The 12,068-nt window shown below is 70.0% G+C and carries 10 protein-coding genes and 1 riboswitch; of the genes, 6 read left to right on the top strand and 4 right to left on the bottom strand.

What is annotated here, in order from left to right:
• The first annotated feature begins 158 nt into the window (after positions 1-158).
• Positions 159-2,204 (top strand): S9 family peptidase, encoded by a 2,046-nt coding sequence (locus Msi02_RS33390; RefSeq protein ID WP_204051867.1) that lies wholly within the window; start codon positions 159-161, stop codon positions 2,202-2,204.
• Positions 2,201-3,226, top strand: a complete 1,026-nt coding sequence (gene mgrA / locus Msi02_RS33385) for an L-glyceraldehyde 3-phosphate reductase (protein ID WP_204051863.1) — start codon at positions 2,201-2,203, stop codon at positions 3,224-3,226. The genes Msi02_RS33390 and mgrA overlap by 4 nt, the downstream gene beginning before the upstream one ends.
• A gap of 120 nt (positions 3,227-3,346) precedes the next feature.
• On the opposite strand, the gene Msi02_RS33380 is transcribed toward mgrA, so the two are convergent.
• A complete protein-coding gene (locus tag Msi02_RS33380; RefSeq protein ID WP_239108950.1) occupies positions 3,347-5,752 on the bottom strand; it encodes a lysylphosphatidylglycerol synthase transmembrane domain-containing protein in 2,406 nt (801 codons plus the stop codon).
• A gap of 49 nt (positions 5,753-5,801) precedes the next feature.
• Between Msi02_RS33380 and Msi02_RS33375 the strand changes: the two genes are divergently transcribed.
• Together Msi02_RS33375 and Msi02_RS33370 are read left to right on the top strand one after the other, a co-directional pair.
• Positions 5,802-6,239: an RpiB/LacA/LacB family sugar-phosphate isomerase gene (locus Msi02_RS33375; RefSeq protein WP_204051861.1), complete on the top strand. Its 438-nt coding sequence runs from the start codon at positions 5,802-5,804 to the stop codon at positions 6,237-6,239.
• Positions 6,240-6,274: 35 nt separating this feature from the next.
• Entirely contained in the window at positions 6,275-8,323 is a 2,049-nt protein-coding gene (locus tag Msi02_RS33370) for a molybdopterin-containing oxidoreductase family protein (RefSeq protein WP_204051860.1), read from the top strand.
• Here Msi02_RS33370 and Msi02_RS33365 read toward each other — a convergent pair.
• Positions 8,294-8,740 carry a GNAT family N-acetyltransferase gene (locus Msi02_RS33365; RefSeq protein ID WP_204051859.1) on the bottom strand — a complete coding sequence of 149 codons (447 nt, stop codon included), beginning with the start codon at positions 8,738-8,740 and terminating at the stop codon, positions 8,294-8,296. The two genes, Msi02_RS33370 and Msi02_RS33365, sit on opposite strands and share 30 nt — an antisense overlap.
• 86 nt (positions 8,741-8,826) lie before the next feature.
• On the opposite strand from Msi02_RS33365, the gene Msi02_RS33360 reads away from it, so the two are divergent.
• A complete protein-coding gene (locus Msi02_RS33360; RefSeq protein WP_239108949.1) occupies positions 8,827-9,276 on the top strand; it encodes a hypothetical protein in 450 nt (149 codons plus the stop codon).
• 3 nt (positions 9,277-9,279) lie between these two features.
• Here the strand turns inward: Msi02_RS33360 and Msi02_RS33355 are convergent, their stop codons facing one another.
• Entirely contained in the window at positions 9,280-9,663 is a 384-nt protein-coding gene (locus Msi02_RS33355; protein WP_204051857.1) for a VOC family protein, read from the bottom strand.
• Between the two features lie 41 nt (positions 9,664-9,704).
• Positions 9,705-9,950: a CBU_0592 family membrane protein gene (locus tag Msi02_RS33350; RefSeq protein ID WP_204051856.1), complete on the bottom strand. Its 246-nt coding sequence runs from the start codon at positions 9,948-9,950 to the stop codon at positions 9,705-9,707.
• A gap of 5 nt (positions 9,951-9,955) precedes the next feature.
• A riboswitch (guanidine-III (ykkC-III) riboswitch) is annotated at positions 9,956-10,028 on the bottom strand.
• A 146-nt stretch (positions 10,029-10,174) separates the two neighbouring features.
• On the opposite strand from Msi02_RS33350, the gene Msi02_RS33345 reads away from it, so the two are divergent.
• On the top strand, positions 10,175-11,998 hold the full coding sequence (locus Msi02_RS33345; RefSeq protein ID WP_204051855.1) for an acyl-CoA dehydrogenase: 1,824 nt from the start codon (positions 10,175-10,177) through the stop codon (positions 11,996-11,998).
• Positions 11,999-12,068 lie beyond the last annotated feature (70 nt).

The raw sequence follows: 12,068 nt of genomic DNA, 5'->3' as shown, positions 1-12,068 counted from the left end.
TCCGGCACCGCCATGACCCAACTTGAGTCGAACGCCTGGGGTCCCGGTTGTATTCCGCCGGCCGCGGGCCCCATGTTCCCCGTCACGAGTTATCCACAGGCCGCAGCGAGGAGGCTTGGCGGGACCATGCCGAACATAGACTTTGGCGGGTGAGCGACATGCCGCCTGTAGCGAAGAAGGTTCCCCTGGAGCGCACGCATCACGGTGACACCGTGGTCGACGAGTATGCGTGGCTGCTCAAGAAGGACGACCCCGACACCATCGCGTACCTGGAGGCGGAGAACGCCTACACCCAGGAGATGACCGGCCACCTGCAGGACCTCCAGGAGAACATCTTCAAGGAGATCAAGGGCAGGACGCTGGAGACGGACCTGTCGGTGCCCACCCGCAAGGGCGCCTGGTGGTACTACTCCCGGACCGAAGAGGGCAAGCAGTACGGCATCCAGTGCCGGGTGGCCGCCGACGGTGACAGCCCGCCCCATCTGGAGCCGGGCACGCCGCTCCCGGGCGAACAGGTGATCCTGGACGGCAACGAGCTCGCCGGTGACAGCCCCTTCTTCTCCATGGGCACGAGCGCGGTCAGCCCCGACGGCACGAAGCTCGCCTACTCGACCGACTTCTCCGGTGACGAGCGCTTCACCCTCCGATTCAAGGATCTGGAGACGGGCGAGCTGCTCCCGGACGAGATCCCCGGAGTCTTCTACGGCGGCGCCTGGTCGGCCGACGGCTCCACGTTCTTCTACACGACCGTGGACGAGGCCTGGCGTCCGTACCGGATTCACCGGCACACGCTCGGCTCGGCCGACGACGTCGTCGTCTACCAGGAGGACGACGAGCGTTTCTGGGTGGGCATCGGGCTGACCCGCAGCCAGCGCTACCTGGTGCTGACCTCGGGCAGCAAGATCACCAGTGAGGTGCGGATCCTCGACGCGGACACCCCGCAGGGCGAGTTCGCCGTGGTGCGGCCCCGGGAGACCGGCGTGGAGTACGCGCTGGAGCACGCGGGCGACCGCTTCCTCATCCTCCACAACGACGGCGCCGTGAACTTCGAGCTCGCCAGTGCACCCATCGACGATCCGGGGAGCTGGACTCCGCTGATCGAGCACAGGGACGACACGCGACTGCTCGATGTGGACGCGTTCAAGGACTACGTCAGCGTCCACTTCCGCCGTGACGGCCTCACGGGTGTCCGGATCCTGCCGGGTGACGGCGGCGAGCCGTACGAGATCTCCTTCCCGGAGCCGCTGTACGACGTGGCGCCGGCCGGCAACGCGGAGTTCGAGACCAGCCGGCTGCGCCTCAGCTACACGTCGATGGTGACCCCGCCGTCGGTCTACGACTACGACCTGCGTTCGCGCGAGCTGATCCTGCTCAAGCAGAGGGCGGTGCTCGGCGGCTACGACCCGGCCGACTACGAGCAGTTCCGCGAGTGGGCCACCGCCCCGGACGGCACCAGGATCCCGATCTCGATCGTGGTCCGGAAGGACACGAGCCGGCCCGCCCCCACCCTGCTCTACGGCTACGGCAGCTACGAGTCGTCCATCGATCCCTACTTCTCGGTGGCCCGGCTCTCGCTGCTGGACCGGGGGTTCGTGTTCGCGATCGCCCACGTGCGCGGGGGCGGTGAGATGGGCCGCCGGTGGTACGAGGACGGCAAGCTGACGAAGAAGAAGAACAGCTTCACCGACTTCGTGGCGTCCGCGCGGCATCTGAAGGCCGAGGGATGGTCCGACAAGATCATCGGCAGGGGCGGCTCAGCCGGTGGTCTGCTCATGGGCGCGGTCGCCAACCTGGCGCCGGAGGAGTTCGCGGGGATCGTCGCCGAGGTCCCGTTCGTGGACGCGCTGAACACGATCCTCGACCCGTCGCTGCCGCTCACCGTGACCGAGTGGGACGAGTGGGGTGATCCGCTGCACGACCCCGAGGTCTACGCGTACATGAAGTCCTACTCGCCCTACGAGAACGTCGACGGCCGGCCCTACCCGCCGATCCTGGCGACCACCAGCCTCAACGACACCCGGGTGCTCTACCACGAGCCGGCCAAGTGGATCGCCCGGCTCCGCGCCACCGCGCAGGGCGGCCCGTTCCTGTTGAAGACCGAGATGGGCGCCGGCCATGGAGGCCGCAGCGGCCGTTATGACGCCTGGCGTGAGGAGGCGTTCGCGCTCTCCTGGATCCTTGACCGAGTTGGAGTGACCGCGTGAGCTATGTGGCTGCGGAGGGCCGTTATGGGCCCATGCCGTACAACCGGACCGGACGGAGCGGGCTGAGGCTGCCCGCGGTGTCGCTCGGGTTGTGGCACAACTTCGGCGACGACAAGCCGATCGAGACCCAGCGGGCTATCCTCCGACGGGCCTTCGACCGCGGAGTCACCCACTTCGACCTCGCCAACAACTACGGTCCGCCGTACGGCTCCGCCGAGATCAACTTCGGGCACCTCTACCAGCAGGACTTCGCCAGGTACCGGGACGAGCTGGTGATCTCGACGAAGGCGGGGTACGACATGTGGCCCGGCCCGTACGGCAACTGGGGATCGCGCAAGTATCTGCTCGCGAGCCTCGACCAGTCGCTGAAGCGGATGGGCCTCGACTACGTGGACATCTTCTACAGCCACCGCTTCGATCCGGAGACGCCCCTGGAGGAGACCATGGGGGCGCTCGCCCACGCGGTCCGCTCGGGCAAGGCGCTCTACGCGGGCATCTCGTCCTACTCTCCGGAGCGGACCCGGCAGGCCGCGGCGATCCTGCGGGACATGGGCACCCCGTTGCTCATCCACCAGCCCTCCTACTCGATGCTCAACCGGTGGATCGAGAACGGGCTGCTCGACGTGCTGGAGGAGGAGGGCGCCGGCTGCATCGCGTTCTCTCCGCTGGCTCAGGGCATGCTGACCGGCCGCTACCTGAACGGCATCCCGAAGGACTCGCGGGCGGCCCAGGGCAAGTCGCTCGATCCGTCCCTGCTGACGGAGGAGAGCCTGCGCCATGTCCGGCGGCTCAACGAGATCGCCGGGCAGCGCGGGCAGTCGCTGGCGCAGATGGCCCTGGCCTGGGCGCTGCGCGACCGGCGGGTGACGTCGGTGCTGATCGGCGCGAGCAGCGTCGAGCAACTCGACGACAGCCTCGACGCGGTCAACCGGCTCGACTTCACCCAGGACGAACTGGACGCGATCGACAAGGACGCGGTCGAGTGCGGCATCAATCTCTGGGCCGCTTCCAGCGCGGAATGAGCGTCCACGAGCCGCGGCGCCTGAGCCGCGGCTCGTGATCTCTGGTTCTCTGCTCCGGGCACCGACACCAGGGGTCTCAACGCACCGGCCCGGACGGCGCCGCCTCTGGCCGGCGACGGCTCAGAGCGCGTTCTGACGCTGGAGGTAGGCGAAGGAGGCCCAGCCGGGAAGGACCGGGAGCCAGAACGTCATCAGCCGGAACAGCAGCACGGCCGAGGTGGCGATGGGGCCAGGCACTCCGGCGACCTGCAGACCGAGCGACAGGGCGTACTCCACCGCGCCCAGCCCGCCGGGCGTCGGAGCGGCCGAGCCGATGGCGTTGCCGGCCAGGAACACCACGGCGACCGCCGTGAAGCTGGCCTTGCCGCCGAACGCCTGCACGCACGCCTCAAGGCAGATCACGAAGCTGAGGGTGAGAAGCAGGGTCCCACCCACCGCCTCGAAGATCTTCTTGGGCGACTGCACCACGTCGAGCAGTCGGGGGATGACCCCCGAGAACATGGCCCGCAGGCGGGTGGTCAGCACACGGCGCAGCGGCCGTACGGCGAGCACGATCAGGAAGAGCACCGCGACGCCGAGCAGCACGACGAGCAGCCCCCGCGACGGGGTGAGGGACGGCGCGGCCTGCGTTCCGGTGAGGTAGCCGAACAGCAGCAGCAACATGATGTGCATGGCCAGGCCGATGAGCTGCGAAGCCCCGACGCTGGTCACCGCCGCGCCCGGCGGGACGCCTCGTTTCTGCAGATAACGCGTGTTGAGCGCGACGCCACCGACGGCGGCGGGCGCGACCAGCTTCACGAACGACGCGGCGAGTTGGGCCAGGACCGTACGGCCGAGCGGCAGCGGCTCGGGCACGAACCCACGCAGCATGATCGCCGCCGCGACGTAACTGAGGGCGCCGGCGACCAGCGCGACGCCGCTCCACGCCCAGTTCGCCGTGGTGATCACGCTGGTCAGGTTGACCTGGCTGAGCTGGGAGAGCAGGAAGTAGGCGCCGAGCGTGCTGACGATGATCGTCACCAGCGTCCGGGGGCGGAACCGCTCGAGCCGCACCTCCTCGACCTCGACCTGCGGCTTCATCGCGATGATCTGCTCGCGAATGGCGGGCAGGAGCTTCCTGTCCCGGCGGGCGGCCGTCCGGGTGTCCCGGCTCAGCGCGATCCGCTGGAGCAGCGGCATCGCCCCGGCCAGCGTGTTCTCCCCCAGCGCCTTCGCCGCCGACCCGACGGAGCGCTCGGCTCCCACACGGGTGCCGAGGTAGGCGAGGAGCTGGGCGATGTCGAGCCGCAGCAGCAGGTCGCCTGCCGCGATCTCGCCGCTGCGGGCGTCCACGAGGTAGACGTTCCGCTGGGCGTCGACGTGGATGCTCTCGCCGGTGAGGTGGCGGTGGGCCAGGCGGTGCGCGTGCAGCAGCCGGACCTGCTCCCACATCCGCGCCAGCAGCTCGTCGTCGAAGTCCTCGTCCCGTAGATCGCTCACCGGCCGGGTGTCCACGTGCTCGTAGGCGAGCAGCGCGGCCTCGGTGCCGATCTCGCTCGTGCCGAGCAGGCGGGGCAGCCGCACCCCGGCGGCCTGTGCGGCGTACGCCATCAGCGCCTCGCGCTCCAGCTCGGCGCGCAGCGAGCGGATGGCCCTGCGCCGGGTCTCGCTGTTGAGCAGGAAACGCCGCCACAGCCGGTAGAGGACGCCCGCCACCTGCCGGTCCCGGTCGAGCACGGTCACGTCGATCCGCCGGTCGTCGGCGAGGCCGACCAGGTAGCGGCGGCTGCCCGAGCTGTCGTCCTCCACCCGCCTGGCGCTGATCGGCGTGAAACCGAGCTTGCGCAGCGCCGCCAGCACGGCGCTGCCGGGCGGTCTGGTGTTCGCGCTGCCGATGCCGTAAAGCGTGCCGAACCCGACGGCGAGGCCGACGACGTACGTGAGGATCACGCCGAGGGCGGTGACCTTGGTGGCGGTGAAGAGCGCGAACACGTCGAGGGCCAGCGCGACCCACATGAGTGCCCGCCAGTGCGGGCGCCGGCCCATCCGCACGGCCGTGGCGTACGCGATGGCGGGGGTGAGCACGGTGTTGAGCGGCTCCACGTCCCTGCCACCGGTGAGCAACTGCACCAGGTCGGCGGGGCCCCCCTTGACCAGCCACTCGTCCAGCGCGTACGAGACCAGCAGGGCGAGGATCGCGGCGATCAGTCCCTGGGTGACGCGCATGCCGTCGCGGTGGAAGACCCGCTCGACGGCGAACGCGACCGGGACGATCAGCACGGCGACGCCGCCCAGCAGCCCGGCGGCGGCCGACAGCACATCGGGGGCGCGGCCGGTGCCCGCCTGTACGTCGGTCTCCAGGCCGTTCAGCGTGCGCTGCAGGGCCAGAGCCATCAGCACGACGGCGACGAGGGCCAGCAGCGTGAGCAGGAACCGCAGTGCGTCGGAAGGACGGCGGATCCGCTGCGGCAGCAGAGGCTCGACGACGAGGACAGCTCCTTGGCCAGGAGTGTCCAGCGTTATGTCCTGCTCCTTTATGCCTCTCACCACCAGCGATTCTGTGCGATCTTCGCACTCGGTGTCCACAATTGACGGCATGCGTATATCCCTGGCCTCGGACAGCCTCGACGGGGTCGCGTCGGAGCTTGTGGCCGAGGTGGAACGGCGCGGCCATTCAGTCACACTCTATGGAGCACTGGCCCCCGGCGACCGGGCCGATTGGGCGTGGTGCTGTTCCGCCGCGGCGAGGGACGTCGCGGAGGGCCGCGCGGACCAGGCCGTGGTCTGTTGCTGGACCGGCACCGGCGCGTCCATAGCGGCAAACAAGGTAGCGGGGGTGCGGGCGGCGCTGTGCGCCGACGCCGCCACCGCCGCGGGCGCCCGCAAATGGAACGACGCCAACGTGCTCGCGCTCAGTCTCCGCCTCACCTCCCGGCAGGTCCTGACCGAGATCCTGGACGCCTGGTTCTCCGGGGCGCCCAGCACCGATCCCGAGGACACCGCGAACATCGCGTACGTGGGGGAAATCCGGTAGAGACCGCCCGCAGGCGGCGCGCTAACGTCGATGCCATGAGCTCGTCGCTACCCGTCCTCGGCGCCTGTCCGCTCGACTGTCCCGACACCTGCTCCTGGGTCGTCACCGTACGCGACGGCGAGGCCGTCGGGTTGCGCGGCAACCGCGACCACCCCTACACGCGCGGGGCCCTGTGCGTGAAGGTCAACCGCTACCTGGAGCAGGTGCGGTCGGCCGACCGCATTCTCCACCCGTTGAAGAGGGTCGGGCCGAAGGGGTCCGGCCGGTTCGAGCGGATCAGCCTGGACCAGGCGCTGTCGGAGATCGCCGCCAGGCTGACGTCGATCGTCGAGGAGCACGGCGGCGAGGCGATCTGGCCCTACCAGGGCACCGGGACGCTCGGGTATGTCCAGGGCGAGTCGGGTCAGGCCGGGCGGCGGTTCTGGAACGCCCTCGGCGCGTCCCGGCACGACCTCAACATCTGCGCGCGGGCCGGCAACGACGGGCTGCGGTACGTCAACGGGACTCCCGGCGGCATGGACCCCGAGACGTTCGCGTTGTCGCGGCTGATCCTGCTGTGGGGCACCAACACGCTGACCAGCGGCCACCACCTGTGGAAGTTCGTCCAGGACGCCCGCGCCGCCGGGGCGTACGTCGTGGCGATCGACCCCATCCGCACGCGTACGGCCGACCAGGCGGACGAGCACCTGCCGATCCGGCCGGGCACCGACGCCGCGCTCGCCCTCGGCCTGCTGCACGTCGTGCTGGAGGAGGGCGCGGAGGACCGCGCGTACATCGAGGAGCACACGACCGGCTGGGACGAGTTCGAGGCCGAGATCCGCAGGCATCCCCCGGCGCTGGTGGCGGAGATCACCGGCCTGCCCGAGGAGCGGATCCGCGCCCTCGGCGTACGGCTCGCGCACACCCGGCCGACCGGCATCCGGGCCACGATGGGCATCCAGCGGCACGCGGGCGGCGGGGCCGCGATGCGGGTGATCGCCTGTATCCCCGGCGTCACCGGCGACTGGCGATACCCCGGCGGCGGCGTGGCCTACTCCACCTCGGGGTACGCCCCCACGGGCCCCGACCCGCGCGACGACCTGCTCCCCCATCCCGTGCGCACGCTCACGATGACCCGGCTGGCCGACGGGCTGGACGAGTCGGTCAAGTGCCTGTGGGTCTACGCGGCCAACCCGCTGGGCTCAACGTCCGACCAGAACCGGATCAGGGCGGCGCTGGCGCGGGAGGACCTGTTCACGGTGGTGATGGAGCAGTTCCCGACCGACACCGTCGACTACGCCGACTACGTGCTGCCCGCGACCATGCAGATCGAGCATCTGGACGTGCACCACGGCTACGGGCACATGTACATGGTGTGGAACGAGCCCGCCGTCGAGCCGCCGGGCGAGTGCCTGCCGACGACGGAGACCTTCCGGAGGCTCGCCCGGCTGATGGGCCTGACCGAGCCGTCCCTGTACGACAGCGACCTTGAACTGGCCGAGCAGACGCTCGCCCAGACGGGGATCTCCGTGGAGGAGATCCGCAAGGAGGGGTGGGCCCGACTCCGGGTGGCCGACCCGTTCGTGCCGTTCACGGAGGGCTTCCCGACGCCGAGCGGGCGGCTGGAGTTCGCCTCCGAGAAGGCCGAGGCCGCCGGGCTGCCGCGGGTGGCGGGCTACGTCCCCTCGCTCACCGCCCGTACGGCTCCCGCCGACCGGCCGCACCCGCTCGTCATGATCACCCCGGCCGCGCACACGTTCCTGAACACGCAGTTCGCCAACAATCCGGAGCTGCGCAAGCGGTCGAAGGGCCCGCGGGTGCTGGTCAACCCGGCCGACGCCGAGTCCCGGGGGCTCGTGGACGGGCAGGCCGCCCGGGTCTTCAACGGCAACGGCGAGTTCAGGGCGTACGTGGAGGTCAGCGACCGGGTCGCGCCGGGGGTGGTGGCGGCGCCGAAGGGCCACTGGCCGAAGCTGTCGGCCGGCGCCAACCCCAACGCGCTCGTGGACGAGCGGGACGCCGACATGGGCCGGGGCCCCGTCTACCACGACAACTTCGTCGACGTCGCCCCACTGTCAGAGGAGGAGCTTGAACCCCTCGTGTGAGGCGTCGAAGCCGAGCGAGCCGTAGAAGCGGTGGGCCTCGGTGCGGGCCTTGTCGGAGGTGAGCTGCACCAGCGCGCAGCCGCGCTCCCGGGCCCGCTCGACCGCCCACCGCATCATCTCCCGGCCGATCCCCCGGTTGCGGTGCGGCACGGCGACCCTGACCGCCTCGATCAGCGCGCGCTCGCCGCCCCGTCGCGACAGTCCGGGGATGTAGGTGATCTGCATGGTCCCGACCACCTCGCCGTCCGACTCCACGACGATCAACTCGTTGCGCGGGTCGGTGTCCACCGCCTCGAAGGCGGCGTAGTAGTCGGGCTCCCCGGAGGACGGACGGGCGGCGGTGATCGGGTCCTCGTTGATCATCGCCACGATGACGGGGACGTCCTCACGCCGGGCTGTACGGAAGTGCAGATCCATGCGGGGGAGCCTAACCGGGTGGCGTCAGGGGCGGCTCAGGGACTTCCCCGATGCCGGCGAAAGGCCCGAAAAGGCACGCTGTAGTCATGAACGAACTGACCCGCATGGACGAGATGTCCTTGGCCGGCGCGGCCCTGCGCGGCGCGCCCTGGCGGGCCGCGGCGACGTCCGGTGGGGCGGTCGCGGCCACGAGCTTCCTCCTGGGCGTCATCCTGCCCGGCCCCGCCGACCTGACCTGGGCCCTGTGCGCGGGGATCACCGTGTTCGCCCTCGTCGCCGCGATCGGTGCGATCTCCAAGCCGGACGTCGGCGACCGGGTGACCCGGCAGGCCCGTCTCTGGGCGCTGCGCCACCCCTGGCGCTTCTCGCTCTACCCGGGCCTCGGCGCGGCGGCCCTCATGTACCCGGTGCAGCTCGTGATCGACCGCGAGGGCGTCTTCGGCTCGGCCTGGGACGCGCTGTGGGGCGGCGCGGTCGTGCTGCTGATCACCGCCGTCCTCACGTTCTCGATGCGCGGCCGGGCCAAGGCCCAGTAGACGTCAGGCGGAGGCCGCGCGCTCGGCCTCGCCGCGGCAGACGCAGAACTCGTTGCCCTCGGGGTCGAGCAGGGTGACCCATCCGGCGCCGTCCGGCGTCCGGTGGTCCTCGTACGGCTTGGCCCCGAGCGCGAGCAGCCGCTCCACCTCCTGGTCGCGGGTGCCGTCCCCGCTGGGTCTCACGTCGAGGTGCACGCGGTTCTTGACCGTCTTGCCCTCAGCCACCCGGATGAAGAGCAGGTGCGGGACACCGCCCGGACGTTCCAGCATGACCTCGTCGTCCTCCGGCTCGGAGTCGACGAGCGGCCAGCCCAGGGCCGCGCTCCACCACTGGGCCAGCTCGTAGGGCTGGGCACAGTCGATCGTCGTCGTGTAGATCTCAATCACGCGCCCAGCCAATCGCGACACCGGTAAAAGTGTCAAGCAGGTTACGTTGTCGCCCGCCGTGGGCGCAGGGACCGGACGAGCCCGACCGCGGACACGATGGCCCAGACCCCCTCCAGGAGCAGGAATCCCCAGTCGTCGTCCGCGTACGCGAGCCACGCGAGCACCGCGGAGCCGGCGAAATTGAGCGTGAGGTAGATCTTCGAGCGGTTGTCGAGGACGTTCATCTGGGAGAGCAGGAACGCGCCGAGGATGAGGACGGCGCCGACGATCTGCAGAACTTGGTCCATGTCCTTCCGCCCACCGTCTTCGCTGGTCCGGGTACGGCGGGCACCTCGTCCGGGAAGACCGCGGATCACGGCCTTCTCACAACGAGAACATACCGGTTGTGCGTCACCATTCCGTGCGATCTGTGGCACAGACCATGGATATCGCCGGTTACTCGCGGGTAGCATTCGTTTAGAGTTACCGACCAGTACGTTACCCCCGGGTTCGGTTCTAGGAGCGCACACAGATGGGTCACTACAAGAGCAACCTCCGCGACCTGGAGTTCAACCTCTTCGAGGTGTTCGGGCGCAGGGAGATCCTCGGCACCGGCCCGTTCGCCGAGGTGGACGAGGACACCGCGCGAAGCGTGCTGGACGAGGTGAACCGGCTCGCCACCGGCCCCATCGCCGAGTCGTTCGAGGACGCCGACCGCCACCCGCCCGTCTTCGATCCCGCCACCCACAGCGTCACCATGCCGGAGAGCTTCAAGCGCTCCTACCAGGCCTGGGTGGACGCCGAGTGGTGGCGCCTGGAGCTGCAGCCGGAGCTCGGCGGCACGCCCGCCCCGCGCAGCCTGGTGTGGGCCATGGCCGAGATGGTGCTCGGCGCCAACCCCGCCGTGTGGATGTTCGCCTGCGGCCCGGCCTTCTCCCACCTGCTGTTCGAACTCGGCACCCCCGAGCAGAAGCGGTTCGCCGAGCTGGCCGTCGAGCGGCGCTGGGGCGCGACCATGGTGCTGACCGAGCCCGACGCCGGCTCCGACGTGGGCGCGGGCCGTACGAAGGCGATCCAGCAGCCCGACGGCACCTGGCACATCGAGGGCGTCAAGCGCTTCATCACCAGCGCCGAGCACGACATGGCCGAGAACATCTTCCACCTCGTGCTGGCCCGGCCCGAGGGCGCCAGGCCCGGCACCAAGGGCCTGTCGATGTTCCTCGTGCCGAAGTACCTGGTGGACCTGGAGACCGGCGAGCTGGGCGAGCGCAACGGCGTGTACGTCACCAACGTCGAGAAGAAGATGGGCCTGAAGGTCTCCACGACCTGCGAGCTCACGCTCGGCGAGAAGCACCCCGCCATCGGCTACCTGGTCGGCGACGTGCACGACGGCATCCGGCAGATGTTCATGGTCATCGAGCACGCCCGCATGATGGTGGGCGCCAAGGCCATCGCCACGCTGTCCACCGGCTACCTCAACGCGCTGGACTTCGCCAAGAACCGTGTCCAGGGCGCCGACCTCACCCGCTCGGGCGACAAGACCGCCCCGCGCGTGACGATCACCCACCACCCCGACGTACGCCGCGAGCTCATGCTGCAGAAGTCGTACGCCGAGGCGATGCGGGCGCTGGTCATCTACACGGCGACGATCCAGGACCAGATCCAGATCGCGGAGTTCGAGGGCCGCCGCGACGAGGCCGCCGAGGCGCTCAACGACCTGCTGCTCCCGCTGGTCAAGGGCGTCGGCTCCGAGCGGTCGTACGAGCTGCTGGCCCGCTCGCTGCAGACGCTCGGCGGCTCGGGCTTCCTGCAGGACTACCCGATCGAGCAGTACATCCGCGACTCGAAGATCGACTCACTGTACGAGGGCACGACCGCGATCCAGGGCCAGGACCTGTTCTTCCGCAAGATCCTGAAGAACCAGGGCGCGGCGCTGGGGTCGCTGCTCGGCGAGATCAAGGCGTTCGCCGCCTCTGAGGCGGGCAACGGACGGCTGAAGGTCGAGCGCGGCCTGCTCGACGAGGCGGCCGACGAGGTCAAGGCGATGGCCGACACGATGGCCGGCTGGGCGATCGCCTCGATGGAGACGCCGCAGGAGGTCTACAAGGTCGGCCTCAACACCACCCGGTTCCTCATGGCGCTGGGCGACCTGGTGCTTGGCTGGCTGCTGCTGCGCCAGGCCGAGATCGCGCTGAACGCCCTGTCCGCCTCGGAGGAGGACAAGGCGTTCTACACGGGCAAGGTCGCCGCGGCCTCGTTCTTCGCGCAGACCGTGCTGCCCCGCCTGGCCGCCGAGCGCCGCGTGCTCGCCGCCACCGGCCAGGACCTCATGGAACTGCCGGAAGAGTCCTTCTGATCCGATTCCGGTTCGGTACGGCCGCCGCCCGCTGACCGGTGCGGCGGCCGTACCGCGTTCCGGGGCCGCA

This window comes from Microbispora siamensis, from assembly GCF_016863095.1.
Classification (GTDB): domain Bacteria; phylum Actinomycetota; class Actinomycetes; order Streptosporangiales; family Streptosporangiaceae; genus Microbispora; species Microbispora siamensis.
Note: the sequence above shows the minus strand (reverse complement) of the source record. Positions and strands in the feature narration are given on the sequence as shown.

Excerpts from the sequence above, each read along its gene's own strand:
- Msi02_RS33390 (WP_204051867.1), top strand. The coding sequence starts at position 159 with ATGCCGCCTGTAGCGAAGAAGGTTCCCCTGGAGCGCACGCATCACGGT.
- Msi02_RS33375 (WP_204051861.1), top strand. The coding sequence starts at position 5,802 with ATGCGTATATCCCTGGCCTCGGACAGCCTCGACGGGGTCGCGTCGGAG.
- Msi02_RS33370 (WP_204051860.1), top strand. The coding sequence starts at position 6,275 with ATGAGCTCGTCGCTACCCGTCCTCGGCGCCTGTCCGCTCGACTGTCCC.
- Msi02_RS33365 (WP_204051859.1), bottom strand. The coding sequence starts at position 8,740 with ATGGATCTGCACTTCCGTACAGCCCGGCGTGAGGACGTCCCCGTCATC.
- Msi02_RS33360 (WP_239108949.1), top strand. The coding sequence starts at position 8,827 with ATGAACGAACTGACCCGCATGGACGAGATGTCCTTGGCCGGCGCGGCC.
- Msi02_RS33350 (WP_204051856.1), bottom strand. The coding sequence starts at position 9,950 with ATGGACCAAGTTCTGCAGATCGTCGGCGCCGTCCTCATCCTCGGCGCG.
- Msi02_RS33345 (WP_204051855.1), top strand. The coding sequence starts at position 10,175 with ATGGGTCACTACAAGAGCAACCTCCGCGACCTGGAGTTCAACCTCTTC.